This window comes from Bradyrhizobium ontarionense (assembly GCF_021088345.1).
Taxonomy (GTDB): Bacteria; Pseudomonadota; Alphaproteobacteria; order Rhizobiales; family Xanthobacteraceae; genus Bradyrhizobium; species Bradyrhizobium ontarionense.
This window is the reverse complement of sequence record NZ_CP088156.1, coordinates 2,237,885-2,261,774: the sequence shown is the minus strand read 5'-3', so window position 1 is coordinate 2,261,774 and position 23,890 is coordinate 2,237,885. Positions and strand designations below refer to the sequence as shown.

Annotated in this window: 25 protein-coding genes; 21 read left to right on the top strand and 4 right to left on the bottom strand. The window is 65.5% G+C overall.

Annotation, left to right across the window (positions count from 1 at the left end):
* Position 1: 1 nt before the first annotated feature.
* A complete protein-coding gene (locus LQG66_RS10360; RefSeq protein ID WP_015667827.1) occupies positions 2 to 919 on the bottom strand; it encodes an ABC transporter permease subunit in 918 nt (305 codons plus the stop codon).
* 556 nt (positions 920 to 1,475) lie between these two features.
* Between LQG66_RS10360 and LQG66_RS10355 the strand changes: the two genes are divergently transcribed.
* A complete protein-coding gene (locus tag LQG66_RS10355) occupies positions 1,476 to 2,033 on the top strand; it encodes a hypothetical protein (protein ID WP_231326122.1) in 558 nt (185 codons plus the stop codon).
* Positions 2,034 to 2,076: 43 nt separating this feature from the next.
* On the opposite strand, the gene pcaD is transcribed toward LQG66_RS10355, so the two are convergent.
* A complete protein-coding gene (gene pcaD, locus LQG66_RS10350) occupies positions 2,077 to 2,859 on the bottom strand; it encodes a 3-oxoadipate enol-lactonase (RefSeq protein ID WP_231326121.1) in 783 nt (260 codons plus the stop codon).
* Positions 2,860 to 3,088: 229 nt separating this feature from the next.
* Here pcaD and LQG66_RS10345 point away from each other — a divergent pair, with 229 nt between their 5' ends.
* The 17 genes from LQG66_RS10345 to LQG66_RS10265 all read left to right on the top strand — a co-directional run bounded on the left by LQG66_RS10345 (position 3,089) and on the right by LQG66_RS10265 (position 19,218).
* Positions 3,089 to 3,535, top strand: a complete 447-nt coding sequence (locus LQG66_RS10345) for an SRPBCC family protein (protein ID WP_231326120.1) — start codon at positions 3,089 to 3,091, stop codon at positions 3,533 to 3,535.
* A gap of 135 nt (positions 3,536 to 3,670) precedes the next feature.
* Positions 3,671 to 4,156 (top strand): (2Fe-2S)-binding protein, encoded by a 486-nt coding sequence (locus tag LQG66_RS10340; RefSeq protein ID WP_231326119.1) that lies wholly within the window; start codon positions 3,671 to 3,673, stop codon positions 4,154 to 4,156.
* Between the two features lie 28 nt (positions 4,157 to 4,184).
* Positions 4,185 to 5,042, top strand: a complete 858-nt coding sequence (locus tag LQG66_RS10335) for an FAD binding domain-containing protein (protein WP_231326118.1) — start codon at positions 4,185 to 4,187, stop codon at positions 5,040 to 5,042.
* A gap of 34 nt (positions 5,043 to 5,076) precedes the next feature.
* Positions 5,077 to 5,985: an AAA family ATPase gene (locus LQG66_RS10330; RefSeq protein WP_231326117.1), complete on the top strand. Its 909-nt coding sequence runs from the start codon at positions 5,077 to 5,079 to the stop codon at positions 5,983 to 5,985.
* A 134-nt stretch (positions 5,986 to 6,119) separates the two neighbouring features.
* Positions 6,120 to 7,325 (top strand): vWA domain-containing protein, encoded by a 1,206-nt coding sequence (locus LQG66_RS10325; protein ID WP_231326116.1) that lies wholly within the window; start codon positions 6,120 to 6,122, stop codon positions 7,323 to 7,325.
* A 13-nt stretch (positions 7,326 to 7,338) separates the two neighbouring features.
* Positions 7,339 to 7,662 carry an XdhC family protein gene (locus LQG66_RS10320; RefSeq protein WP_231326115.1) on the top strand — a complete coding sequence of 108 codons (324 nt, stop codon included), beginning with the start codon at positions 7,339 to 7,341 and terminating at the stop codon, positions 7,660 to 7,662.
* A 3-nt stretch (positions 7,663 to 7,665) separates the two neighbouring features.
* The gene (locus tag LQG66_RS10315) at positions 7,666 to 8,367 is read left to right on the top strand and encodes an XdhC family protein (RefSeq protein ID WP_231326114.1); all 702 of its coding nucleotides are present in this window, start codon (positions 7,666 to 7,668) and stop codon (positions 8,365 to 8,367) included.
* The gene (locus LQG66_RS10310) at positions 8,364 to 9,968 is read left to right on the top strand and encodes an NTP transferase domain-containing protein (RefSeq protein WP_231326113.1); all 1,605 of its coding nucleotides are present in this window, start codon (positions 8,364 to 8,366) and stop codon (positions 9,966 to 9,968) included. The genes LQG66_RS10315 and LQG66_RS10310 overlap by 4 nt, the downstream gene beginning before the upstream one ends.
* Before the next feature lie 323 nt (positions 9,969 to 10,291).
* Positions 10,292 to 10,696 carry a DUF4189 domain-containing protein gene (locus LQG66_RS10305; protein ID WP_231326112.1) on the top strand — a complete coding sequence of 135 codons (405 nt, stop codon included), beginning with the start codon at positions 10,292 to 10,294 and terminating at the stop codon, positions 10,694 to 10,696.
* A 117-nt stretch (positions 10,697 to 10,813) separates the two neighbouring features.
* Positions 10,814 to 11,227, top strand: coding sequence for a DUF2000 family protein (locus tag LQG66_RS10300; RefSeq protein ID WP_231326111.1), 414 nt, complete (start codon positions 10,814 to 10,816; stop codon positions 11,225 to 11,227).
* A gap of 135 nt (positions 11,228 to 11,362) precedes the next feature.
* The gene (adhP, locus tag LQG66_RS10295; RefSeq protein ID WP_231326110.1) at positions 11,363 to 12,388 is read left to right on the top strand and encodes an alcohol dehydrogenase AdhP; all 1,026 of its coding nucleotides are present in this window, start codon (positions 11,363 to 11,365) and stop codon (positions 12,386 to 12,388) included.
* A 158-nt stretch (positions 12,389 to 12,546) separates the two neighbouring features.
* Positions 12,547 to 13,221: a TetR/AcrR family transcriptional regulator gene (locus LQG66_RS10290; protein WP_231326109.1), complete on the top strand. Its 675-nt coding sequence runs from the start codon at positions 12,547 to 12,549 to the stop codon at positions 13,219 to 13,221.
* Positions 13,218 to 13,994, top strand: a complete 777-nt coding sequence (locus LQG66_RS10285; protein WP_231326108.1) for an HlyD family secretion protein — start codon at positions 13,218 to 13,220, stop codon at positions 13,992 to 13,994. The genes LQG66_RS10290 and LQG66_RS10285 overlap by 4 nt, the downstream gene beginning before the upstream one ends.
* On the top strand, positions 13,991 to 14,929 hold the full coding sequence (locus LQG66_RS10280; RefSeq protein WP_231326107.1) for an ABC transporter ATP-binding protein: 939 nt from the start codon (positions 13,991 to 13,993) through the stop codon (positions 14,927 to 14,929). Before LQG66_RS10285 ends, LQG66_RS10280 begins: the two co-directional genes overlap by 4 nt.
* Positions 14,926 to 16,086, top strand: a complete 1,161-nt coding sequence (locus LQG66_RS10275) for an ABC transporter permease (RefSeq protein WP_231326106.1) — start codon at positions 14,926 to 14,928, stop codon at positions 16,084 to 16,086. The genes LQG66_RS10280 and LQG66_RS10275 overlap by 4 nt, the downstream gene beginning before the upstream one ends.
* Before the next feature lie 39 nt (positions 16,087 to 16,125).
* A complete protein-coding gene (locus LQG66_RS10270) occupies positions 16,126 to 17,439 on the top strand; it encodes an adenylate/guanylate cyclase domain-containing protein (RefSeq protein WP_231327739.1) in 1,314 nt (437 codons plus the stop codon).
* 93 nt (positions 17,440 to 17,532) lie between these two features.
* The gene (locus LQG66_RS10265) at positions 17,533 to 19,218 is read left to right on the top strand and encodes a tannase/feruloyl esterase family alpha/beta hydrolase (protein WP_231326105.1); all 1,686 of its coding nucleotides are present in this window, start codon (positions 17,533 to 17,535) and stop codon (positions 19,216 to 19,218) included.
* Between the two features lie 3 nt (positions 19,219 to 19,221).
* Here the strand turns inward: LQG66_RS10265 and LQG66_RS10260 are convergent, their stop codons facing one another.
* Together LQG66_RS10260 and LQG66_RS10255 are read right to left on the bottom strand one after the other, a co-directional pair.
* A complete protein-coding gene (locus LQG66_RS10260; RefSeq protein WP_231326104.1) occupies positions 19,222 to 19,683 on the bottom strand; it encodes a DUF488 domain-containing protein in 462 nt (153 codons plus the stop codon).
* Positions 19,684 to 19,697: 14 nt separating this feature from the next.
* Positions 19,698 to 20,522 (bottom strand): DUF72 domain-containing protein, encoded by an 825-nt coding sequence (locus tag LQG66_RS10255; RefSeq protein ID WP_231326103.1) that lies wholly within the window; start codon positions 20,520 to 20,522, stop codon positions 19,698 to 19,700.
* 156 nt (positions 20,523 to 20,678) lie between these two features.
* Between LQG66_RS10255 and LQG66_RS10250 the strand changes: the two genes are divergently transcribed.
* The 3 genes from LQG66_RS10250 (at position 20,679) to LQG66_RS10240 (ending at position 23,884) form a co-directional block, all read left to right on the top strand.
* Positions 20,679 to 20,879: a hypothetical protein gene (locus tag LQG66_RS10250; RefSeq protein ID WP_231326102.1), complete on the top strand. Its 201-nt coding sequence runs from the start codon at positions 20,679 to 20,681 to the stop codon at positions 20,877 to 20,879.
* 357 nt (positions 20,880 to 21,236) lie between these two features.
* A complete protein-coding gene (locus tag LQG66_RS10245; protein WP_231326101.1) occupies positions 21,237 to 22,370 on the top strand; it encodes a glycosyltransferase family 2 protein in 1,134 nt (377 codons plus the stop codon).
* Positions 22,367 to 23,884, top strand: a complete 1,518-nt coding sequence (locus tag LQG66_RS10240) for a glycosyltransferase family 39 protein (protein ID WP_231326100.1) — start codon at positions 22,367 to 22,369, stop codon at positions 23,882 to 23,884. Before LQG66_RS10245 ends, LQG66_RS10240 begins: the two co-directional genes overlap by 4 nt.
* The last annotated feature ends 6 nt before the right edge of the window (positions 23,885 to 23,890 follow it).

Below are 23,890 nucleotides of genomic sequence, written 5' to 3'. Positions count from 1 at the left end.
GTCAGACTTTTTCGACTTCCGGCCGGCCCAGCAGGCCGGTCGGAAGGAAGATCAGCACCACGATCAGGATCGAGAACGCCGCGACGTCCTTGTACTCGACGGAGAAATAGGCCGACCAGAACGTCTCGATCAATCCGATCGCAAGGCCTCCCAGCATGGCGCCGGGCAGTGAGCCGATGCCGCCGAGCACGGCGGCCGTGAACGCCTTGATGCCCGCGACGAAGCCCATGAAGAAATCGACGAGGCCATAATAGAGCAGGTACATCATGCCGGCGACGGCCGCGAGCGCGGCGCCGATCACGAAGGTCATCGAGATGGTACGGTCGACGTCGACGCCGAGCAGCGCGGCCATGGTCTGATCCTGCTCGCAGGCGCGCATGTCGCGGCCGAGCCGTGTGCGCGACACCAGCCAGGTGAACAGCAGGAGCAGCACGATGGTGGTGATCACCACCACGATCTGGACGTTGGAGAGCTGCACCACGAAGCCGCTCGCGCCCTCGTGCAGCGTGTAGCCGCCGGTGATGATCGGCGGCACCGGCTTGACGCGCGCGCCCTGCGAGACCTGCGAATAGTTGGTGAGCACGAACGACATGCCGATGGCGGAGAGCATCGGCGCCAGACGGAACGAGTGCCGCAGCGGACGGTAGGCGATGCGCTCCACCGTCCAGCCATAGAGCGCCGTGATCGCCATGGAGACCAGCAGCACGATCAGCAGAATGACGGGAACCACCGTCAGGCCCATCGACACCAGGATCAGGAAGGAGATCAGTGCGATGAAGCCGCCGATCATGAAGATGTCGCCATGCGCGAAATTGATCATGCCGACGATGCCATAGACCATCGTATAACCGATGGCGATGAGGCCGTAGATCGAGCCGAGGACGAGGCCGTTGATGAGCTGCTGCGCGAAATAATCCATGGACTGCCGATAGTGGTTCGCAACGCGGCGGGGGCCTTCGGGGGGACGAGTGCTGGCATGCCTGGAGCTGCACCCGCGGCCGGAGGCGACGCGTGGTCAAGTACTAACAGGTAGGAACAGGGCGCGGCAACAGCGTGCACTGCCGCAATTGCGGGCTTATCCCGCCTCCTTTGATGGCGCGGTTCCCCTGCCTTCCTCGGGGCCGGCAATCGCCATCAAATGACCGCTGGGGAACATAGTGTCCGGGGTCGGGAGGTGTTCCCGCGTTGGTTGTATGCCGTCACGAAGGAGATCCTCATGAGGAGCTCGACGGACAAGGACCAAGGTCACCAGAATCCCGAGCGGGATCGCTACATCGACATGTCCCGACCTGCCGGCAGGGGTGTCCGGGTGCTTCCTGACGACCTCGGGGAGGCCGGGCCGGATACCCGACGCCGGCGGTCCCGCGCCCTGTTAAGGTAAACAAAGGGTTTAAATTGCCCAGGGCATTTGTCGCGCGTTACCTCCTTCGGAACCTGCCGGACGGGCGGTTGGTGGGATGTAAAGGCGGCGTGACATGATCAAGAACTGCATGATCAAGAATTGGCGGCTGAGCTGCTTCAACGGCGTCCTGCTGGCGTTCTATTTCGTGCCTGCCTGGACCATCATCGCCTTCCACATCATGGTCTCGCCCGTCCAGGGACTGTTCGAGCGTCCGAACATCGCGGTTGCGCTGTTCGTCAGCGACCACATGCACCTCTCAGGGGTCGAGACGGTCCGTGCGGCTTGGCTGCTCGCGCTGGCGCGGCTGACTGTCGCAGGCTTCTTCGCGATGTTCCTGGTGCTGATCAGCGTGCCGCGGGTACGAAAGGTGTCGGGCTACGTTGAAGCACTATCGATCGCGCTCGGCCTCGGCAGCGTGCTCAGCTTCTTCAGCATGATCATGGCCGCGAAGGTCGGAGAAACGGAGGCGCTGCGGCTGCACGCCACCGAGCTTCTGATGCTGCTCGGCACGGCCATCGTGATGCTGGTGGAGAATCCGGCGACGCAGACCGTCGCGTCATCGCACGGGTTCGTTTCGCCGAAGCGCGTCGAGCCCACGGCGGCCCCGAGCGGGCAGGCGCAGCAAGCGTAAAGCTCCGATCGCTCGCCGGGCGAGCGTCGAATCGCGGGCGCGATTAGCGCTGGGTCAAAAAGCCGAGCGCCGCGTCGTTGAACTGGCCCGCCGCTTCCACGTTCGAGATGTGCGCAGCATCGAGGATGGTCATGCTGGCGCCGAGGATCCGGCTGCGAATCGCTTCGGCCATCGCGATCGGCGTCGACTTGTCGTAGCGGCCCGCAATGACAAGGGTCGGGCTCTTGATGTCAGCCAGGTCTTCGCGCAGGTCGAGCTGGCTCAATGCCTCGCAGCAGGCGAGATAACCCTCGACCGGCGTCGCCAGCAGCATCGCCTTCATGCGGTCGGCCACGTCGGGATTGCGATCGCGGAATTCCTGCGTCAGCCAGCCGGCGATGACCGTATCAGCGATTCCGGCGAGACCGCTTTCCTGGACCGCCTTGATGCGTGCGTCCCAGATCGACGGATCGGGGTAGTAGCAGGTGGTATTGGCGAGCACGATCTTGCCGATACGTTCGGGGGCATGCGCCGCGAGCCACTGGCCGACCATCCCGCCCATCGATATGCCGCACCAGTGCACCTTCTCGATATTGAGATCATCGAGAATGGCCAGCGCATCGCGGCCGAAGCGCGCGATGGAGTAGGGGCCGGGCGGCACGGTCGACTTGCCGTGGCCGCGGCGATCATAACGGATGACGCGGAAAACCTGCGTGAAGGCGCGCATCTGCGGCTCCCACATCTGCAGGGTCGAGCCAAGCGAGTTCGACAGCATCAGGGTCGGCCCGCCGTCGCGGCCCTCGACGGTGACATTCAAGAGGCAACCGTCGGCATCGATCATCGGCATGGGCGAGATCCTCGTTGCAGGCGGTGACCGCCGCACGAATCGTGCAGATTCCGTGGCGAACTAACCATTGCCGTCGCCGTCTGCCAATCAAAACCCGTACGGCTGTGGACCGCAATGCTGCAGTGCTCCAGCTTTTCTGCAACGCTTCCGGGCGCTGCTCGCCCTTCCTTTTGGGCGTTCGGTGCTTTACTTGAATGCCTCTAACCGCGCCAATCCGGGGGAGATGCATATGGCAATGACGATGACGGGCGAGGTCCAACTGGCGGCTCCGCGAGAGTCGGTCTGGGCCAAGCTGAATGATCCGGAGGTCCTCAAGACCTGCATCCCCGGCTGCGAGGAACTCGAGCGAACCGAGGATGGCGGGTTGCGCGCGGTGGCCAAGATGAAGGTCGGCCCGGTGTCTGCGCGCTTCAAGGGCAAGGTGACCCTGAGCGATCTCGATCCGCCCAACGGCTACAAGATTTCAGGCGAGGGCGAGGGCGGCGTGGCCGGCTTCGCCAAGGGGGGCGCGACCGTCGCGCTGACAGACAAGGATGGCGGGACGCTGCTGACCTACAATGTCGAGGCGCAGATCGGCGGCAAGCTCGCGCAGCTCGGCCAGCGCCTGATCAACGGCACGGCCAAGAAGCTTGCTGACGAGTTCTTTGCGAACTTCGCGAAGGCCGTGCAGGGGTAAGCTCACTGGACACGTTCATAGGGACCCACCCGGCTGGTTGCCCGCTGCCGGGAGGGCCCATATGATGGTTTTCGACTGATTTTGCTGGGCTGTGCTGCGGTGCAATGCCGTGGCGCGGATAATAGAGAGTCATGAATGGCCAAGATTTCCCTGATTGTGAACGGTAATCCCGTCACGGCGAACGTCGATCCGCGGACGCTGCTCGTGCAGTTCCTGCGCGAAAATCTGCGCCTGACCGGCACGCATGTCGGCTGCGACACCTCGCAATGCGGCGCCTGTGTGGTTCATCTCGACGGCAAGGCCGTGAAGTCCTGCACGACGCTGGCCGTGATGGCCGACGGCCACGAGGTCAGGACCATCGAGGGGCTTGCGGCCGACGGTGCGCCGCTGCATCCGATGCAGGAGGCCTTCCGCGAGCACCACGGTCTGCAGTGTGGCTTCTGCACGCCCGGCATGATCATGACGGCGGTCGACCTCGTCCATCGCAAGGGGCACGAGCTCAGCGAAGAGACCATCCGCGAGGAGCTGGAAGGCAATCTCTGCCGCTGCACCGGATATCAGAACATCGTGCAGTCGATCGCCGCCGGCGCCAAGGCGATGGCGAACTCGGACCTCGCGTAAGTCGGCCCGCCGCGGACAGGACAATCCCATGTACGAATTTAAATATCATCGTCCCGCCACCGTGCGGCAAGCCGCCAACCTCCTGGTCAAGAACGAGGACGCCAAGCTGATCGCGGGCGGTCATACGCTGGTGCCGGTCATGAAGCAGCGGCTCGCCAGCCCGCCGCATCTGGTCGACCTCTCCCAGGTCGAGGGGATCGGCGGCATCGAGATCAAAGGCCGCAACCTGGTGATCGGCGCCATGGCGCGTCACGCCGAGGTGGCAAATTCACCTGCTGTCGGCGAGGCGATTCCCGCGCTCGCTCATCTGGCAAGCCTGATCGGCGATCCCGCGGTGCGTCACCGCGGGACGATCGGCGGCTCGATCGCCAACAACGATCCGACTGCGGACTATCCGGCGGCCTGTCTCGCGCTCGGCGCCACCATCGTCACCAACAAGCGCAAGCTGAAGGCCGAGGAGTTCTTCTTGGGGCTGTTCACGACCGCGCTGGAGCCGGACGAGATCATCACCAAGGTGAGCTTCCCGCTGGCGAAGAAGGCCGCCTATGTGAAGTTCCGCAACCAGGCTTCGCGCTACGCGCTGGTCGGCGTGTTCGTTGCGCGCCGTCCGTCGGACGTGCGCGTCGCAGTGACCGGCGCCGGAGGCAATGGCGTGTTCCGCGTCACCGCGTTCGAGGAGGCGCTGCAGAAGCGCTTCTCGCCGAAGGTGCTGGAGGGCATTCCCGTCTCGGCGGAAGGCCTCAACAGCGACATCCACGGCAGCGCCGAATATCGCGCTCACCTGATCGGGGTGCTGGCGCGGCGCGCGGTCGATGCCGCGAATTCCGGCGCCAAGGCATCCCCCGCATCGGAGGGCGCCGCTGAGCCCGAGGCTCCGGCTTCGTGACGGGCGTGCGCGGTCAGGGAAGGCGGTCTCGCCCATGAGTGCTGTAGCGCTGCCAGCATCGGTCGATGCGATGCTCGAATTGTTGTCGTCGCGCGGCTATCTGGCCGAGCGGGCGCTGGCAACAGTGACCTATCTGTCGCTGCGCATGGGCCGGCCGCTGTTCCTCGAAGGCGAGGCCGGTGTCGGCAAGACCGAGATCGCCAAGGTGCTGTCGGCCGCGCTGGGCCGCAAGCTGATCCGGCTGCAGTGCTATGAGGGGCTCGACGTTGCGTCCGCGGTCTACGAGTGGAACTCGGCGGCCCAGATGATCGCGATCCGGCTGGCGGAGGCCGGCGGCGATGTCGACCGCGACCAGCTCACGTCGGACATCTTCGCCGAGCGCTATTTGATCAAGCGGCCGCTGCTCCAGGCGCTGGAGCCGGATGTCGCCGGCAGCCCCGTGCTCCTGATCGACGAGCTCGACCGCGCCGACGAGGCGTTCGAGGCCTATCTGCTCGAGATTCTCTCCGATTTCCAGGTCACGATCCCCGAGTTCGGCACCGTCAAGGCGCCGCATCCGCCGATCGTCATCATCACCTCGAACAGAACCCGCGAGATCCACGACGCGCTGAAACGGCGCTGCCTGTATCACTGGGTCGACTACCCCTCTGCCGAGCGCGAACTCGCTATCGTCAAGACCCGGCTGCCGGGGATCTCGCAGCGGCTGTCGCAGCAGGTCGTGCGTTTCGTCCAGGCGCTGCGCGACCAGGATTTCTACAAATCGCCGGGCGTTGCCGAGACGCTCGACTGGGCGACCGCCTTGACCGAGCTCGACGCGCGCTCGCTCAACGCCGAGGTCGTCGGCGACACGCTGGGGGCGTTGCTGAAGTATCAGGACGACATCGCGCGCATGCAGGGCGATCAGTTGCAGAAGGCGATCAAGGACGCCACCAGCGAGACTTGAGCCGAGGTCGCCCAACAACAAAGGCCGTCATTCCGGGGCGCCCGGAGGGCGAGCCCGGACTCCATACTCACGATCGTGGTTATGGATCCCAGGCCCATGCTTCGCATGTCCCGGAATGACGAGGGGGTAGAGCCATGCCTACAAGCATCAATCACCTCGCGCCGCCGACGGGCGGTATCGCCGATAATATCGCGGGCTTTGCGCGGGCGCTGCGTGCTGCCGGACTCCCGGTCGGTCCGGGCGCGGTGATCGATGCCATGACCGCGCTGGAGGTGATCGACATCGGCAAGCGCCCCGACGTCTTCACCACGCTCGAGTCCATTTTCGTCAAGCGCCACGAGCATGCGCTGATCTTCGCCCAGGCCTTCGACCTGTTCTTCCGTCCCGCCGAGGAATGGAAGTCGATGCTCGACTCGGTGCCGCTGCCCGACCACGCCAAGAAGAAGCCGCCACCGGCCTCGCGCCGGGTCCAGGAGGCGATGTCCCAGCCGCACACCCATGAGGAGCCGCAGGCCCAGGAGCAGGATCTGCGGCTGTCGGTGTCCGACCGCGAGGTGCTGCAGAAGAAGGACTTTGCGCAGATGAGCGCGGCGGAGATCGCCGAGGTCGCGCGCGCCATCGCCAAGATGCGGCTGCCGCAGGCCGAGCTGAAAACCCGCCGCTATACCGCCGACCCGCGCGGCCACCGCATCGACATGCGAAAGACGCTGCGCCAGGCGCTGCGCACCGAAGGCGAGATCATCAACTTCCATCGTCTGGGCCGGCTCGAGAAGCCGGCGCCGATCGTGGCCTTGCTCGACATCTCCGGCTCGATGAGCGAGTACACCCGCCTGTTCCTGCATTTCCTGCATGCGATCACCGACGCGCGCAAGCGCGTCTCGGTGTTCCTGTTCGGCACGCGGCTGACCAACGTGACGCGGTCGCTGCGCCAGCGTGATCCAGACGAGGCGCTGGCGAGCTGCTCGGCCAATGTCGAGGACTGGGCCGGCGGCACAAGGATCGCGACCTCGCTGCAGACCTTCAACAAGCAGTGGGCGCGGCGCGTGCTCGGGCAGGGCGCAATCGTTCTCCTGATCTCCGACGGACTGGAGCGCGAGGCCGACGCCAAGCTCGCCTTCGAGATGGACCGGCTGCACCGCTCCTGCCGCCGCCTGATCTGGCTGAACCCGTTGTTGCGCTATTCCGGCTTCGAGGCCAAGGCGCAGGGCATCAAAACCATGCTGCCCCACGTTGACGAATTTCGCCCCGTACATAACTTGACGTCGATCGAGGCGCTGATCTCGGCGCTGTCGTCGCCGCTGCCGGCGCATAGCCGCAACGTGATCCGGCCAGCCGCCTGAGAGGGAGATATCCATGCTCAACCGCGACGAAGACATCCTCAAGGCTGCCGAGGACTGGCACAAGTCCGGACACGGTGTCGCGCTTGCCACCGTGGTCGAGACCTGGGGCTCGGCGCCGCGCCCGGTGGGCTCGAACCTCGTCATCAACGATGAGGGAACGTTCCTGGGCTCGGTGTCCGGCGGGTGCGTCGAGGGCGCCGTTGTGACCGAGGCGCTGGACGTGATCTCCAGCGGCCAGCCGAAGATGCTAGAGTTCGGCGTGGCCGACGAGACCGCCTGGAATGTCGGGCTGTCCTGCGGCGGCACCATCCGCGTGTTCGTCGAGAAGGTGGGCTGAGGCATGAAGAGCGAGACGCTTGCCGAACTCAATGCCGAGCGCGCGGCGCGCCGCCCGGCCATTCTCGTCACCGACGTCGCCTCCGGCGTGCAGCGCCTGGTCAAGGCCGCCGACATCGCCGCTGATCCCCTGCGCAACGAGCTGTCAGCGCATCTGCGGATGGGCAAGAGCGGCATGGTGGAGGCGGGCGGCACGCGGCTGTTCCTCAACGTCTATGCTCCGACGGCCCGGCTCGTCATCATCGGTGCTGTCCATATCAGCCAGGCATTGGCGCCGATCGCCAAGTCGCTCGGCTACGACGTCACCGTCGTCGATCCGCGCACGGCCTTTGCGAGCCCGGAGCGCTTTCCCGACGTGCCGCTGATCGCCGAATGGCCCGACGTGGCGCTGCCGCCGCTCAACGTCGATCACTACACCGCGTTCGTCGCGCTGACCCACGATCCGAAGATCGACGATCCGGCCCTGCTGCACGCGTTCGCGCGCGACTGCTTCTATATCGGCGCGCTGGGCTCGCGGAAAACGCACGCCAAGCGCGGCGACCGGCTGCGCGGGCAGGGCGCCAGTGAGGCCGACATCGCGCGCATTCATGCGCCGATCGGGCTTGCGATTGGCGCCGTGTCACCGTCGGAAATCGCAGTCTCGATCATGGCCCAGATCACGGCCACGCTGCGCCTGCTGCCCAAGGAGAAAGACCAGGCGGCATGAAGTTCGGTCCGGCCAGTCCGAAAGAGGCGATCGGTGGTGTGACCGTGCACACCCTGCGCAAGGGATCGTTGGTGCTGAAGAAGGGCACGACGATCGGTCCCGCCGAGGTCGACGCGCTGGTCGAGGAAGGCGTCAAGGAGATCGTGGTCGTCCGGCTCGAAGCCGGCGATGTCTCGGAGGACGAGGCGGCGGCTGATATCGCCAAGGTCGTCGCGGGCGAAGGCATTCGTGTCGACCGCGCCTTCACCGGTCGTGCCAATCTGTTTGCCGCGCAGGCCGGCGTGCTGATGGTCGACCGCGCCGCCGTCGACCGCATCAACGGCGTCGACGAGGCCATCACCTTTGCGACGCTGCCGGCCTTCAAGCCGGTCGTCGAGGGCGAGATGATCGGTACCGTCAAGCTGATTCCGTTCGGCGTCGAGGGCCGCTTGCGCGATGCCGCCGTGGCGGCCGCGGGCAGAGACGCGCTCGGCATTGCGCCCTATGTCGTCAAGCGCGTCGGCGTGGTCTCGACGCTTCTTCCGGGACTCGCATCGAAGGTCATCGACAAGACTCTGCGCGTGACGGCCGAGCGTCTGGCGCCGGCTGGCGCCACGATCATTGCTGAGCGTCGCGTGCCGCATGAGCAGGCCGCGCTGGCCGCCGCGATCCAGGAGCTTTTGGGGCTCGGTGCCCAGCTCGTGATCGTGTTCGGCGCCTCGGCCATCGCCGACCGGCGCGACGTGATTCCCGCCGCGATCACCGGCATTGGCGGCGCCATCGAACATTTCGGCATGCCGGTCGATCCGGGCAACCTGTTGCTGATCGGCAGCGCTGGCGGCGTGCCGGTGCTGGGTGCGCCCGGTTGCGCTCGCTCTCCGGCCGAGAACGGCTTCGACTGGGTGCTGATGCGGCTCCTCGCCGGCATCAAGGTGACCCGCGCCGAGTTGACCGCCATGGGTGTGGGCGGGCTGCTGATGGAGATCGTGACGCGGCCGCAGCCGCGCGCCAAGCCGGAGGCCGAGAGCGGACGCAAGGTCGCCGCGGTCGTGCTGGCCGCCGGCCGCTCGACGCGGATGGGCGGGCCGAACAAGCTTTTGGCCGAGCTCGGTGGCAAGAAGCTGGTGCGCATCGTCGCCGAGCAGGCGCTGGCGTCCGGCGCCAGCGAGGTCGTCGTCGTGACCGGCCACCAGGCCGAGCTGGTCGAGCAGGCGCTGTCCGACCTGGATGTCCGATTCGTCCGCAATCCCGACTTCGCCGGCGGGCTCGCGAGCTCCGTGAAGGCCGGGATCGCCGCTGTGCCGGCGGGCGTGGACGGGGCGGTCGTCTGCCTCGGCGACATGCCGATGGTGTCCTCGGATCTGCTCGACCGTCTGATCGGCGCGTTCGACCCCGATCGCGGCAATTTGATCGTCATTCCCGTGGCGGAGGGCCGCCGCGGCAATCCGGTGCTTTGGTCGCGCCGCTTCTTCGCCGAGCTGATGACGCTGGACGGCGATGTCGGCGCCCGTCACCTGATCGCCAAGCACACGGAGGCTGTGGCCGAGGTGCCGGTCGAGGGCGACGGCGCGTTCCTCGACATCGACACGCCGCAAGCGCTGGAGGCCGCGCGGCGGGGATAAGTCCCGTAGCCCGCGGAGTTCTCGCCGGCTACGCGCTCTTTTCTCCTCGTCATTCCGGGGCGCGCGGAGCGCGAGCCCGGAATCCATACCCACAGGATACCGTGTGAGGCAGACAAGTGGTGGGAGCTTGCTTCCCAACATCTCCCCCTGTGGTTATGGATTCCGGGCTCATTCGCGTGGCTTCAAAATGGCTTCGCCATTTTGCGCGCGAATGCCCCGGAATGACGGCGTGGCGGGAGCGCGTCCCGATCTCAACCTCCCATTCACCAAGTTTCAACGACCCCCGGCTAGATTTGCCGACATTGGGCCTCGGGGAGGAAAAGGTGATCATTTCCACCGCCGCGCGACGTCTCGCGCTGTTTGCATTCGGATTGACCGTGCTCGTCGGTGCTGCGCGCGTCGCGACCTTCAACGTCATCAGCCCGGCGCATGCCGCCGGCGCCTTCGCTATCGGCCAGTGCGCCGCCTATGGCCAGGCCTTCGACTATCCGGCGGAGCATCTGGCCAAGGCCGCGGCGCTCAAGCAGTGCAAGGGCGAATGCACGGCAGTGACGATGAAGAAGGCCTGTGCCGCGTTCGCGATCGATCTCACCAATCCCTGTGGCCCCCATGGCTACGCTGTGCGGCCGAAGATCTCGACCTCGCTCAACGATGCGACCAGGGAATGCTACAAATATGGTGGCAAGGAGTGCGTGATCCGCGCCTGGGTCTGCGACGCCAAGGGCTGATCAAGGCTTGATGGCCTGAGTTCCAACGTCCACGGCACTCGCTGTCGATTTGACGCTGCACGCCCGGAATAGATCGGCTATTCCAGGCGTTCGCGTACATCGGATTATGGAAGCGACATGCAATTCGACACCAAGATCGCGCTGATCATTCGTACCGATCTCGAAGCCTGGCAGAAGCTCAACGTGGCGGCGTTTCTCGCCAGCGGCATCGCCGCCGCGTTTCCCGAATGTATCGGCGCGCCCTATGAGGACGGCTCTGCGACGCCCTATCACGCGCTGATCGGTCAGCCGATCCTGATCTACGGCGCGCCGGACGGCGCTGCTCTGTCGCGCGCGCTGGATCGCGCACTGTCGCGTAACGTGAAGCCGGCGCTCTACACCGAGGACATGTTCAAGACGACGCATGACGAGGCCAACCGCGCCGCGGTGAGGGCTGTGGTGCGCACGGATCTCAACCTGGTGGGATTGGCATTTCGTGCCGAACGCAAGGTGGCGGACAAGATCGTCGATGGGCTGAAGTTTCACGCGTGAGACCAGCCGCGTGCCATCGGCGATGTCATGAAACCGTTACATGCTGCGCAATAGTGCGGCAGCATGGTTTGATACCGATCAAGACCGGCAGACATAGCTCTCGTTAGTTTGCGCCTCAACACGAGGAGCAGACAGATGCAGACCATGAAAGCCGCCGTCGTCAAAGCCTTCGGCAAGCCGCTCGTCATCGAGGACGTCCCGATTCCCGTGCCTGGTCGGGGCGAACTTCTCGTCAAGGTGAAGACCTGTGGCGTCTGTCACACCGATCTCCATGCGGCTTCCGGCGATTGGCCGGTGAAGCCGGTGCCGCCGTTCATTCCGGGCCACGAGGCGGCCGGCATCGTTGCCGCGCTCGGACCGGATGTCACCGATTTCAAGGTCGGCGATGCCGTCGGCGTGGCGTGGCTGCACGATGCCTGCTTGCGCTGCGAATATTGCGAGACCGGCTGGGAGACTCTGTGCGAGCACCAGCACAACACCGGCTACAGCGTGAACGGCGGCTTCGCGGAATATGTGATCGCGTCGGCGGCGTTCGCCGCGCGCCTTCCTGCGAACGTCAACTTCGCCAAGATTGCGCCGATCCTGTGCGCCGGTGTCACGACCTACAAGGGCCTTAAGGAGACCGATACGCGTCCGGGCGAATGGGTTGTCATTTCCGGCGTCGGCGGTCTCGGCCATGTCGCCATCCAGTACGCGAAGGCGATGGGCCTGAAGGCGATCGGACTGGACATCGCCGAGGACAAGCTGAAGCTGGCGCTGGAGGCGGGGGCCGAGCATGCCGTCAATGCGCTGGACAAGGATGCCGTCGAGCGGGTGATCCAGATCACCGGGGGAGGAGCTCATGGCGTGCTGGTCACGGCGGTGTCCACGCCGGCCTTTGCGCAGGCGTTGCACATGGTCCGTCGCAAGGGAACCGTCGCTCTGGTGGGTCTGCCGCCAGGCGAATTCCCGACTCCTATTTTTGATGTCGTGCTGAAGCGCATCACCGTGCGCGGCTCCATCGTCGGCACGCGGCGCGATCTCGACGAAGCCATCGCCTTCGCCGTCGAAGGCAAGGTGAGGGCCGAGGTGACCACGGCGCCGCTGTCGGAGATCAATGCGATCTTCGATCGCATGAAGGCCGGAAAGATCGACGGCCGCGTGGTGCTCGACTTCAGCTGACCGGCAACGCGCCAGGTCCTTAGGCGAGCCACCGGCGCGGAGGACCACTCCGCGCCTCTTTTTCCTGCTCGCCGCCGTCGGGCGATTCCCCCTCAACCCGGCCCCCGTGTCGATCGGATGCCATTGACAATGACTGACTAGTCAGTCATAAAGTAAGAATGCCGGAGAGGACATCCAAATCGAGCGGGGGCGGGACTCGTGCCTCGAAGGCGCGAGCTGGCGGCACGGCCGCATCGCGGGCCGATCGCGCTGCCGAGCGCCGCGCGGCCATCGTCCAGGCCGCGATGGACGAGTTCATTGCACGCGGCTTTGCGGCGACAAGGCTCGACGACATCGCCAGGCGCGCCGGCGTCGCCAAGGGCACGATCTATCTGCATTTCAAGGACAAGGAATCGATGTTCGAGGAATTGATCCGCACCGCGATCCTGCCCTTCGTCAGCCGTCTCGCCGCGCCGCCGCCGCCGAGCGGCTCGGTGCGTGACATGGTCGAGGTCCTGGCGAAGATGTTCCTTCAGGAGGTCGCCGGCACCCGGCGGGCTGATCTCGTGCGTCTCATCATCGCGGAGGGACCGCGCTTTCCCGCGATCGCCGACTTCTATTACCGCGAGGTCGTCTCCCGCGGCCTCGCCGCGATGCGCGGCCTGATCCAGCTTGCGATCGCGCGCGGCGAGATCCGCGAGCCCAAGCTCGTACAGTTTCCGCAACTGATGATCGCGCCCATGATGGTCGCGGTGATCTGGAAGAGCCTGTTCGAGCATCATGCGCCGCTCGACGCAGAGGCGATGCTGCACACTCATCTCGATCTGATCTTTGGCGCGAGGAGGCCGACATGAGCCTGCTGCACTGCCTTGCCGTGCTGGTTACGGCTTTCACCTTCAACGGCTGCAACGAAACGCGCGATCCCGGCTATCAGGGCTGGGTCGAGGCCGACATGATCTTCGTCAGTCCGGACGAGGCCGGGCGTGTCACGAAGCTGAACGTCCGCGAGGGCGACGAGGTCAAGGTGGGCGATCCGCTCTATTCGGTCGATGACGATCTGCAGCAGGCCGATCTCAACCAGACCAAGGCGACGCTCGCCAATGCGCAGCAGACCTATGATCGCGCCGCGGCCTTGAGCAAGACCGGGGCGGGGACGCAGGCGACGCTCGATTCGGCGGTCTCGGCCCTCCGCGTCGCGGAAGCCCATGTCGTGACCTCGCAGACCCGGCTGGCGCGCCGCAGGGGGAGCGCGCCGGTCGCGGGCACAATCCAGCAGATCTACTTTCGCGAAGGCGAGATGGTTGCGGCGCAGCGACCGGTATTATCGATCATGCCGCCCGGCAACATGAAGCTGCGCTTCTACGTGCCGGAGACGGATCTGCCGAAATTCACCATTGGCGACGAGGTCCGCGTCAGCTGCGACAATTGTGCTGCTGACCTCACGGCGCGGGTCTATTTCCTCGCAACCGCGGCGGAGTATACCCCGCCGGTCATCTACAGCCTCGATGAGCGCAACAAGCTCGTCTACCTGATCCAGGCCCGGCCCTCGCGGCCAGACGCGCTCCGCGTCGGCCAGCCCGTCAGCATCTATGCGCAACCCAAGACTCCGGTGGCGGACAAGCGATGAACGGGACAGCGCAAGCCGACATCGCGATCGACGTGAAGGGACTGACCAAGTCGTTCGGCGGCCGCGAGGTCGTGCATGATCTGTCGATGCAGGTGCGGCGCGGATCGATCTACGGCTTTCTCGGTCCGAACGGCTCCGGCAAGACGACCACGATCCGCATGCTGTGCGGTCTGCTGACGCCGGATGACGGCGAGGGCCGCTGCCTCGGCTTCGACATCCGCCGCGATGCCGACAAGATCAAGCGCCGCGTCGGCTACATGACGCAGCGCTTCAGCCTGTACCAGGATCTGTCGGTGCGCGAGAATCTCGAATTCGTGGCCCGGCTCTATGGCATGGCGGATCCGCGCCAGGCGGCCAGCGACATGGTGAAGAGGCTCGGGCTCTCCGGGCGCGAGGGGCAGCTTGCCGGTGAACTGTCGGGCGGCTGGAAGCAGCGGCTGGCGCTCGGCGCCTGCACCCTGCCGAATCCGCAACTGCTGCTGCTTGACGAGCCGACGGCCGGTGTCGATCCCAAGGCGCGCCGCGACTTCTGGAACGAGATCCATGCGCTCGCGGGCGAGGGCCTGACCGTGCTGGTCTCGACCCACTACATGGACGAGGCCGAGCGCTGTCACGAGATCGCTTACATCGCCTACGGTCATTTGCTGGCGCATGGCACGGTCTCCGAGGTGATCGCGCAGTCCGAGCTGACGACGTACACGGTCAGCGGCGATGATCTGCGCGAGCTTGCGGCCGGACTCGCGGGCAAGCCAGGCGTCGACATGGTGGCGCCGTTCGGGACCAGCCTCCACGTGTCGGGTCGCGACCGCACGGCTTTGGAGGGTTCGATCGCGCCATGGCGCAATAAGGAGGGGCTCCGCTGGCAGCCCGCCGCGCCGTCGCTCGAGGACGTCTTCATCGACCTGATGAATCGCTCCCGGGACAATTTCCAATGAGCGACGCGGGCACCCGCCATGACGCGACGTCGGAGCCGCGGTTCGGCTTCTGGCGCCGCACCTATGCGATGCTGGTCAAGGAATTCATCCAGCTGCGCCGCGACCGGGTGTCGTTCGCGATGATCGTGATGATCCCGGTGATGCAACTGATGCTGTTCGGCTATGCCATCAACACGACGCCGCACCATCTGCCGGCGGCGGTGCTGCTGCAGGAGGACAGCGATCTCGGGCGCTCCATTCTGAAAGCGATGGAGAACACGGCCTATTTCCGATTCACCCGCGAGGTTCGCGACGTCGCCGAGTTCGACGACCTGCTGTTGTCCGGCAAGGTCCTGTTCGGCGTCGAGATCCCGCGCGGCTTCGAGCGTGCGGTCCGCCGCGGCGATCGTCCGGCGCTGCTCGTCGCTGCCGATGCGACCGACCCGGTCGCCGCGTCCTCGGCGCTGTCCTCGCTCGGCATGATCGTGCAAACCGCACTCGCGCATGATCTGTACACGGGAGACCCGGTTGCGCCGCCGTTCGAGATCCGGGCTCACGCGCGCTACAATCCGGCGGCCTCGTCGCGGCTCAACATCGTGCCGGGCCTCGTCGGCACCATCCTGACCATGACGATGCTGATCTTCACGGCGCTCTCGGTGACGCGGGAGATCGAGCGCGGCACGATGGAAAGTCTGCTGTCGATGCCGATCACGCCGGTCGAGGTCATGCTGGGCAAGATCATCCCTTACGTGCTGGTCGGCTTCCTTCAGGCTTCCATCATCATCGGCATCGGCGTGCTGCTGTTCGGCGTCCCGATTTTCGGCAGCCTGCTTCTGCTGGCGCTGCTCTCGACCCTGTTCATCGCCACCAATCTGTCGATCGGCTACACCTTCTCGACCCTGGCACAGAACCAGCTGCAGGCGATGCAGCTGTCGATGATGTTCTTCCTGCCGAGCATCCTGCTGTCCGGTTTCATGTTTCCGTTTCTCGGCATGCCGCAATGGGCGCAGGTTCTCGGCGAGTGCCTGCCGCTGACGCATTACCTGCGCATCGTGCGCGCGATCATGCTCAAGGGCTCGACCTTGCCGAACCTGCAGCACGACACCATCGCCCTGTTCGGCCTCATGCTGTTCGCGATGACGGTCGCCGTGATGCGCTTCCGCCGCACCCTCGATTGAGGCACAATGCCGCCCGGCGGTAGAAACAGCTGGGGCAGCATGCAGATCTCGGGGGCAGGAAAAGCTGGCGAAGACCCGGCGGGGGCGTCGGCAGAGTTCAACCAGGCGCTCATGCGTCAGACGTTGAACACCGAGCTGCTGCGCGTGAAGGCACTGATCGCGACGGCAGCGCTCTTTCTGCTGATATCCGGATCGACCGACATCTTCGCACCCGAAATCGTGAAGTGGATCTGGCCAAGCAGGATAGGAGTCCTCGCGATCTACACGATCCTTCCTTCATTCATTGCTTTCGAGACCCTCGTTCTCTTCAGGATCAAGGCCGACATTCGTCATGGCCGGGATGTTCCGGTCGTCTGGCGCTATGTTAGTGCCCTGGTCGAGACCTCGCTGCCCACTCTCGTGCTGGTCCTGCAGATCGAGGGTATCGGGCCAGAGAAGGCGTTGGGCTTCGGTACGCCGCTGGTCTACTTCATCTTCATCATTCTCTCCACGCTTCGCCTCGATTTCTGGTTGTCGAGCTTCACCGGCCTGGTCGCCGCGGCGGAATTGCTAACCGTGGCGCTGGTGAACCGGCCGACCATCGATGTCAGCCAGAATCCCGAGATCTACTATCACGGTGAGCGGAGCTTCATCATTCTGTTGTGCGGCATTCTGGCGGGTGCTGTCGGCGTGCAGCTGCGACGCCAGTTCGCCGCGAGCATCGAGGCCGCGTCCGCGCGCGACCGCGTGACCGACTTGTTCGGTCAGCACGTCTCGCCCCAGGTCGTGGAAAGGCTGATGAAGGAAGGGACGGCGGAAGCGCGTGACATCCGGCATGTCGCGGTGATGTTTGTCGATTTCCGCGGCTTCACCGCGGCCTCCCGTTCGAAGACACCGCAGGAGGTCGTCGACCGTCTCGACGGCGCGTTTGCCGTCCTGGTCGAAATCCTCGAGCGCCACGGCGGCATCGTCAACAAATTCCTCGGCGATGGCTTTCTCGCGCTGTTCGGCGCGCCGTTCGAATCCCAGGATGCCGCGGCGCAGGCGGTCGAAGCCGCCCGCGAGATGGTGGCTGCAATGCAGCGCGTGAACACGGCATCGTCCTGGCCGTTGCGGATCGGTATCGGTATCCATCTCGGCGAGGTCGTGGCCGGCAGCATCGGCTCGCCGCGACGCAAGGAATACACGGTCATCGGCGATACCGTGAACTTCGCCTCGCGGCTGGAGGCGCTGAACAAGGAGTTCGATTCGCAGCTGCTGATCTCGGCCGAGGTGCGGCAAGCGGCTGGAGACGGGGCGCGCGATGCCGTCTTCCATGGCGAGGTTGCGGTGCGAGGCTATGACCGCCCGTTCGAGGTGTGGCAATTGCAATGAAGCGGGCGCTGTGGTGCCTGATCTCGGCGATTTACATTGCGCATTCCCCGCGTTTAACTGCGCGCCAACGAACAGCATAATCAGGGGAAATGCATGATCCGAACCGGGGCGTCGTTTGTGGTTGGACTGGGCCTCGTCTGCGCGGCCGCCATGGGCTCTGCGCAGGCCGAGGAGACCGGCTGCAGCAAGGTGACGGCCGAGGCACTTAATGTCTCCGGGCTGACCTTGACGGGATCGAAGCTGCAGGAAGCCGCCGACGGCCTGCCGCGGCATTGCATTCTCTCCGGCAAAGTCAACGAGCGCACCGGCGTTGACGGCCACGCCTATGCAATCCAGTTTGAAATACGCCTGCCGGAGACGTGGAACGGTCGCTTCCTGCACCAGGTCAATGGCGGCAATGACGGCGTCGTCGTGCCGGCGCTCGGCGACAAGGCCGATGGTCTGGTCAGCGGCGGCGTGACGCCGCTGGCGCGCGGCTTTGCCGTGTTATCGTCCGATAGCGGCCATTCCGGCAACGATCCCGCGAACAAGCAGCGCGGGCTGGCGGGGGGCTCGGCGTTCGGGCTCGATCCGCAGGCGCGGCGCGACTATGGCTATGCGGCCGATATCACGCTGGCGCCGATCGCGAAGGCGATCATCTCGGCGCATTACGGCAAGAAGCCCGATTACTCCTACATCGCCGGCTGCTCCAATGGCGGACGCCACACCATGGTCGCCGCCGAGCGGATGCCCGAGCAATATGACGGCTTCCTGGTCGGCAATCCCGGCTTCAACCTGCCGCGCGCGGCCGTGCAGCACGCCTGGGACGTGCAGGCGCTGACCAAGGCCGATGCCGACATCCGCAAGTCGATCACCCGTGAGGACGCCAAGCTGATCTCGTCGAAGATCACCGAGGTCTGCGACGGGCTCGACGGCGCCAAGGACGGGCTGACAGCGAACCTGAAGGCCTGCCAGAAGGCCTTCAATTTTGACAGCCTGCGCTGCGCAGCTGGAGCGACTGAGGCCTGCCTGCCGGCCGCCAAGGTGGATGCGCTGAAGACGAGCTTCGCCGGTCCGCACGACTCCAAGGGCGAGCCGCTCTACTCGGATTGGCCGGTCGATGGCGGTGTCGGCACCGGCAACTGGCGCGCCTGGAAGGTCGAGAGCCCGGTCGCGCCCTGGAACAATCTTCCGATCATCGCCACCATGGGCGGCGCCTCGCTGAACTACATCTTCTCGACGCCGCCGGTCGAGATCGAAGGTTCGCCCGACAAGCTGGTCGAGAAGCTGCAGTCCTACGACTTCGACAAGGATGCGCCGAAGATCTACGCCAAGGACGGCCCGTTCACGGAGTCCGCGATGGACTTCATGGCGCCGCCCGCGGTCGACAATCCGACCCTGCCGGCGTTCCAGGGCGGCGCCCGCAAGATGCTGATCTATCACGGCCAGGCGGATCCGGTGTTTTCGATCAACGACACCATCCGCTGGTACGAGAAGCTCGATGCCAATGTGCAGGGCAAGGCCGATACGTTCGCGCGTCTGTTCGCGCTGCCGGGTGAGACCCATTGCGGCGGCGGCATCACGCTCGAGAAGTTCGATGCGCTGGGCGCGCTGGTGGACTGGGTCGAGAAGGGCCGGGCGCCCGAGGCGATCACGGCCTCGGTCAATACGGCCAACAAGGAGCTGCCATCGACCTGGAGCCCGCAGCGGACGCGGCCGCTGTGCCCGTGGCCGAAATTCGCCAAATACACCAGCGGCGACGTCGAGCAGGCGTCGTCCTTCACCTGCGCCGCGGACTAGCGGCTAGGACTGAGGCGCGACCAGGTTCTTCACCTTGACCTGGTCGCGATCCTCGATGATCTCGGCGATCCATTGCCGGTGGCAATGGGCGTGGTCGCGCTCGTAGCACAGCAGGCACACGGGGCCGGCGCTCTTCACCAGCGAAGCGAGCTCGTCCATCTGCTCCTTCGCCTGTGGCGTCCTGAGGTGCGCGTTGTAGATCTTGTGTAGCGTGTCGTAATGGCCGCTGCGAGCGGCCTCGCGGCCCTCTTTCGGCGTGCCGAGCCCGCGCAGATGGACATAGCCGATGCCGCGCTCGTCGAGCCCCGCCGCGAGCTGGCTCTTGGAAAACCCTGGCCGCCGTGACGCCGCCACGGCGCGCACGTCGACCAGCAGCTTGACGCCGGCGGACTGCAGTTCGTCCAGCACCGCCTTGGCCGGCGTCTGTTCGTAGCCGATGGTGAACAGCGTCTTCGTCTTGGCCATATGCGCCTCGTGCTTCAGCTCACCCGCTCGATCAGTTCCATCGCGCCGGCCGGCGCGCGCACCTTGCCCTCGTGGATGACATAGGCGAACACGTCGCGCGGCGTCTTCTTCAGCGCCTTGTCGTCGACCCTTGGCAGATCGTCCGGCTCGCCACCGCTGGCCCAGAGCTGCAGCCGCTTTGCCCAGGCATCGAGCTGCTTCGGCGGATAGCAGGTCGCAAGCTCGTCATTGCCCTTCTGCAGCCGGGCATAGACGAAGTCGGCGGCGACGTCGGCAATCGCCGGATACTTGCCGTGCTCGGCGTACACGACCGGCGTTGCGAACTCGCGCAGCAACGTGACGAAGCCGGGCACGCAGAAGCTGTCGTGCCGGACCTCGACGACGTGGCGCAGCTTGCGGCCGTCGATCTCGCGCGGCAGGAGTTCGAGGAACTTGCCGAAATCGGCCTCGTCGAATTTCTTCGTCGGCGCGAACTGCCACAGCACCGGCCCAAGCCGGTCGCCGAGCTCGAGCACGCCGGTGTCGTAGAAGCGCTTCACGGAATCGCCGGCCTCGGCGAGCACGCGGCGGTTGGTCGCGAAGCGCGGTCCCTTCAGCGAAAAGATGAAACCATCGGGCACCTCGCGGGCCCATTTGCGGAAGCTTTCCGGCTTCTGCGAGCCGTAATAGGTGCCGTTGATCTCGATCGAGGTCAGTTTGGAGGCGGCGTATTCGAGCTCCTTCGATTGCGGCAGCTTGTCCGGATAGAACACGCCGCGCCAGGGCGCGAAGGTCCAGCCGCCGATGCCGATGTAGATGTGGTTCTTGGATTGCGAAGCGCGTGCAGGAGCTTTGCTCACGGAGTTGTTCCGTTGCCGATGAGGAGGGGTGTTGCGGTAGGGACAGTAGTCAACTGCGGCGGTCCTGGCCAGTTCAGTGCTGTTGCGCGGCGGGCTCTTCCAGCCGTCCGGCGCCTCGTGTATCCAGGGAACGGGGCGGGTAGGGGAGATGTGCACATGAGAGCAGAATCGGTCGGCGGCCTTCTGGGCGCGATCGTCGCAGCCGCGGTGCTTGCGGCTGCCTTCTACTATGTTCCAGTCGGACCGATGGCCCGCTCGATGCAGCCCGCCAGAGTGGAGGTGCCGCCGACGCAGGTGCAGACGGTGCCTGTGGCCCCGGCCGTGCGTGGACCTGTCGTCCGCGAGGTTCCAAACTAGGCGGAATCCGTAGCCCGGATGAGCGCAGCGACATCCGGGTTCTTCCGCGCGGTTCGTGGGACCCCGGATGTCGCTGGCGGTCATCCGGGCTACGGCCGCGAGGGCCCCTTGCATTCCAGCCGCGACACCCCATTTACCGGGGGACGGTGACGTCGAGCTTAGGGGCTCCGGCACCGAGACGACCACGGCAGAGCGGTTGCGCCGGATGTACGCGCGCCCTTTGTTTGTGGTCGTTGGCATTTTGGGCCTTCGTCGTCCCAAGAGGTGCACGGCGGCACCACAGGCCGGCCTTTTTGCACCTCCCCAGGGCTGTTGCGCTTGGCAGTGTTGGATGCGGCAGATATACGCATCCGCACCATGAACGAAGCCATCCGACCGGCCCCGCCAGTGCCCCTGCAAACCGTTGATATTCCGATCGTTTCGGTGGTCGTCCCGACCTTCAACGAGCGCGACAATGTCACCACGCTGTACCGGCGGCTGGAGGCGGCGTTCAAGGACGTGCCCTGGGAGGTCGTATTTGTCGACGACAACTCCCCCGACGGCACCTGGCAGGTGGTGCGCGAATTGTCGCGCAGCGACAGCCGCGTCCGCTGCATCCGCCGCGTCGGGCGCCGCGGCCTGTCCGGCGCCTGCATCGAGGGCATCCTGGCGGCCAGCGCGCCTTTTGCGGCCGTGATCGACGCCGACCTGCAGCATGACGAGACGCAGTTGCCGAAGATGCTGTCGCTGCTGCAGAGCGGCGCGGCCGAGCTCGTCGTCGGCAGCCGCTACATCGAGGGCGGCAGCGCGGCGAGCTTCGACACCAAGCGCGCCGGCGCCAGCGCCTTCGCCACCGAGATCGCGCGCCGCGCGCTCAAGGTCGAGGTCAACGATCCCATGAGCGGCTTCTTCATGATCCGCCGCGACCGCTTCGAACAGATTGCGCCGAAGCTGTCGACGCAGGGCTTCAAGATCCTGCTCGATATCGTCGCCAGCGCTGACGGCGGACTGCGCACGGTCGAGATTCCCTACACCTTCGGCTCGCGCCTGCATGGCGAGAGCAAGCTCGACTCGATGGTCGCGCTCGACTTTCTCGGCCTCGTACTGGCCAAGATGACCAACGACGTGGTGTCGCTGCGCTTCCTCTTGTTCGCCATGGTCGGCGGCATCGGCCTGTTCGTGCATCTGGCCACGCTCTTTCTCGGTCTCAATTTGTTCGACCTGCCGTTCGCGGAAGCGCAGGCGCTCGGCGCCTTCATCGCGATGACCTCGAACTTCATCCTCAACAACTTCCTCACCTATCGCGACCAGCGGCTGAAGGGCTTTGCCATCCTGCGCGGCCTGCTCGCGTTCTATCTGGTCTGTTCGGTCGGCCTGCTCGCCAATGTCGGCGTCGCCTTCTCGGTCTACGACCAGGAGCCGATCTGGTGGCTGGCCGGAGCCGCCGGCGCGCTGATGGGCGTGGTCTGGAATTACGCGATCTCCGGACTGTTCGTCTGGCGCAAGCGATGATCGCTGCGGCAGGCGCCGACGACGCCCGGCTGGTCCGCAATGTCTGGCTGACCATCGCCGGCCTCGTCGTGCTCAGGCTGATCGCCGCCGCGGTCACGCCGATCACCTTCGACGAAGCCTATTATTGGATGTGGTCGAAGCATCTCGCCGGCGGCTATTACGATCATCCGCCGATGGTCGCGGTCGTGATCCGCGCCGGCACCATGATCGCAGGCGCCACCGAGTTCGGCGTGCGGCTGGTCTCGATCCTGCTCGGCCTGCCGATGAGCTATGCGCTCTATCGCACCGCGCAGATCCTGTTCGGCAGCGTGCGCGTGGCGGCGACCGCGGCGCTGTTGCTCAACGTCACCTTGATGGCCGCCGTCGGCACGCTGATCGTGACACCCGACGCGCCGCTGCTGGTGGCCTCGAGCTTCGTGCTGTTCTTCTGCGCCAAGATTCTGGAGACGGGCAGGGGCGCCTGGTGGCTCGCGCTCGGTGTTGCCGTTGGCGTGGCGCTGCTGTCGAAATACACCGCGATGTTCTTCGGCGCGGCGATCCTGATCTGGCTGCTCGCCGTGCCGAAAATGCGTCATTGGCTGGCGTCGCCCTGGCCTTATCTCGGCGGCGCGGTTGCGTTTGCGATCTTTGCTCCCGTGATCCTGTGGAATGCCGATCACCAGTGGGTGTCGTTCATCAAGCAGCTCGGCCGCGCCAGGATCGAGGATTTCCGTCCCGTCTACATCGCCGAGCTCGTTCCGACCCAGTTCGCCTTCGCCACGCCGCTCGTCTTCATCCTCGGTGTGATGGGGCTCTATGCGCTGGCGCGGCGCAAGGCTGGCGAGGCCGCCTCGCGCGTCCTGATCGAGACCATGGTCTGGGTCATCGTGGCCTATTTCTTCTGGCATGGGTTGCATGCTCGCGTCGAGGCCAACTGGTTTGCGCCGGTCTATCCGGCCTTCGTCGTGGCCGCTGCGGCTGCCGCCCATCTCGTCACCTGGCAGCCGCGCGAGCAGCGCACCGTCGCGTTCTGCCTGCGCTGGGCGATGCCCGCCGGCGTCGTGATGTTCGTCGCGCTGATCGTGCAGGCCGACACCGGCTGGTTGTCGGGCTATCGGCGCGACGCCACCGTGCGCAGCGTCGGGGTCGGCTGGCGTCCGCTGGCCGCCGCGATCGAAGCGGCCCGTGTTCGCGCTGGCGCCTCCTGCGTGCTCGCGATGGATTATGGTACCACCGCGTGGCTGTCCTTCTACCTGCCGCCGGGGACCTGCGTGCTGCAGCCGATCCAGCGCATCCGCTGGGTCAATTTTCCGGAGCCGGATCCGAGCAAGCTTACCGGCACGCAGCTGTTCGTGGATGAGGCGCAGATCGGAATGCGGTTTTACGTCAGCAATACTTTCGCTCGCGTCGAGAAGGTCGGCGAGGCCGCGCGCCGGCGGGGGCCCTTGACCATCGAAACCTACGCGTTCTACGCGCTCAGCCAGCCGAGGGGCGAGATCGTCGATCGCACCCCTCCGCCGGAGCTGCAGCGCTAACACGCG

Excerpts from the sequence above, each read along its gene's own strand:
- LQG66_RS10360 (WP_015667827.1), bottom strand. The coding sequence starts at position 919 with ATGGATTATTTCGCGCAGCAGCTCATCAACGGCCTCGTCCTCGGCTCG.
- LQG66_RS10355 (WP_231326122.1), top strand. The coding sequence starts at position 1,476 with ATGATCAAGAACTGCATGATCAAGAATTGGCGGCTGAGCTGCTTCAAC.
- pcaD (WP_231326121.1), bottom strand. The coding sequence starts at position 2,859 with ATGCCGATGATCGATGCCGACGGTTGCCTCTTGAATGTCACCGTCGAG.
- LQG66_RS10345 (WP_231326120.1), top strand. The coding sequence starts at position 3,089 with ATGGCAATGACGATGACGGGCGAGGTCCAACTGGCGGCTCCGCGAGAG.
- LQG66_RS10340 (WP_231326119.1), top strand. The coding sequence starts at position 3,671 with ATGGCCAAGATTTCCCTGATTGTGAACGGTAATCCCGTCACGGCGAAC.
- LQG66_RS10335 (WP_231326118.1), top strand. The coding sequence starts at position 4,185 with ATGTACGAATTTAAATATCATCGTCCCGCCACCGTGCGGCAAGCCGCC.
- LQG66_RS10330 (WP_231326117.1), top strand. The coding sequence starts at position 5,077 with ATGAGTGCTGTAGCGCTGCCAGCATCGGTCGATGCGATGCTCGAATTG.
- LQG66_RS10325 (WP_231326116.1), top strand. The coding sequence starts at position 6,120 with ATGCCTACAAGCATCAATCACCTCGCGCCGCCGACGGGCGGTATCGCC.
- LQG66_RS10320 (WP_231326115.1), top strand. The coding sequence starts at position 7,339 with ATGCTCAACCGCGACGAAGACATCCTCAAGGCTGCCGAGGACTGGCAC.
- LQG66_RS10315 (WP_231326114.1), top strand. The coding sequence starts at position 7,666 with ATGAAGAGCGAGACGCTTGCCGAACTCAATGCCGAGCGCGCGGCGCGC.
- LQG66_RS10310 (WP_231326113.1), top strand. The coding sequence starts at position 8,364 with ATGAAGTTCGGTCCGGCCAGTCCGAAAGAGGCGATCGGTGGTGTGACC.
- LQG66_RS10300 (WP_231326111.1), top strand. The coding sequence starts at position 10,814 with ATGCAATTCGACACCAAGATCGCGCTGATCATTCGTACCGATCTCGAA.
- adhP (WP_231326110.1), top strand. The coding sequence starts at position 11,363 with ATGCAGACCATGAAAGCCGCCGTCGTCAAAGCCTTCGGCAAGCCGCTC.
- LQG66_RS10290 (WP_231326109.1), top strand. The coding sequence starts at position 12,547 with ATGCCGGAGAGGACATCCAAATCGAGCGGGGGCGGGACTCGTGCCTCG.
- LQG66_RS10285 (WP_231326108.1), top strand. The coding sequence starts at position 13,218 with ATGAGCCTGCTGCACTGCCTTGCCGTGCTGGTTACGGCTTTCACCTTC.
- LQG66_RS10280 (WP_231326107.1), top strand. The coding sequence starts at position 13,991 with ATGAACGGGACAGCGCAAGCCGACATCGCGATCGACGTGAAGGGACTG.
- LQG66_RS10275 (WP_231326106.1), top strand. The coding sequence starts at position 14,926 with ATGAGCGACGCGGGCACCCGCCATGACGCGACGTCGGAGCCGCGGTTC.
- LQG66_RS10270 (WP_231327739.1), top strand. The coding sequence starts at position 16,126 with ATGCAGATCTCGGGGGCAGGAAAAGCTGGCGAAGACCCGGCGGGGGCG.
- LQG66_RS10265 (WP_231326105.1), top strand. The coding sequence starts at position 17,533 with ATGATCCGAACCGGGGCGTCGTTTGTGGTTGGACTGGGCCTCGTCTGC.
- LQG66_RS10260 (WP_231326104.1), bottom strand. The coding sequence starts at position 19,683 with ATGGCCAAGACGAAGACGCTGTTCACCATCGGCTACGAACAGACGCCG.
- LQG66_RS10250 (WP_231326102.1), top strand. The coding sequence starts at position 20,679 with ATGAGAGCAGAATCGGTCGGCGGCCTTCTGGGCGCGATCGTCGCAGCC.
- LQG66_RS10245 (WP_231326101.1), top strand. The coding sequence starts at position 21,237 with ATGAACGAAGCCATCCGACCGGCCCCGCCAGTGCCCCTGCAAACCGTT.
- LQG66_RS10240 (WP_231326100.1), top strand. The coding sequence starts at position 22,367 with ATGATCGCTGCGGCAGGCGCCGACGACGCCCGGCTGGTCCGCAATGTC.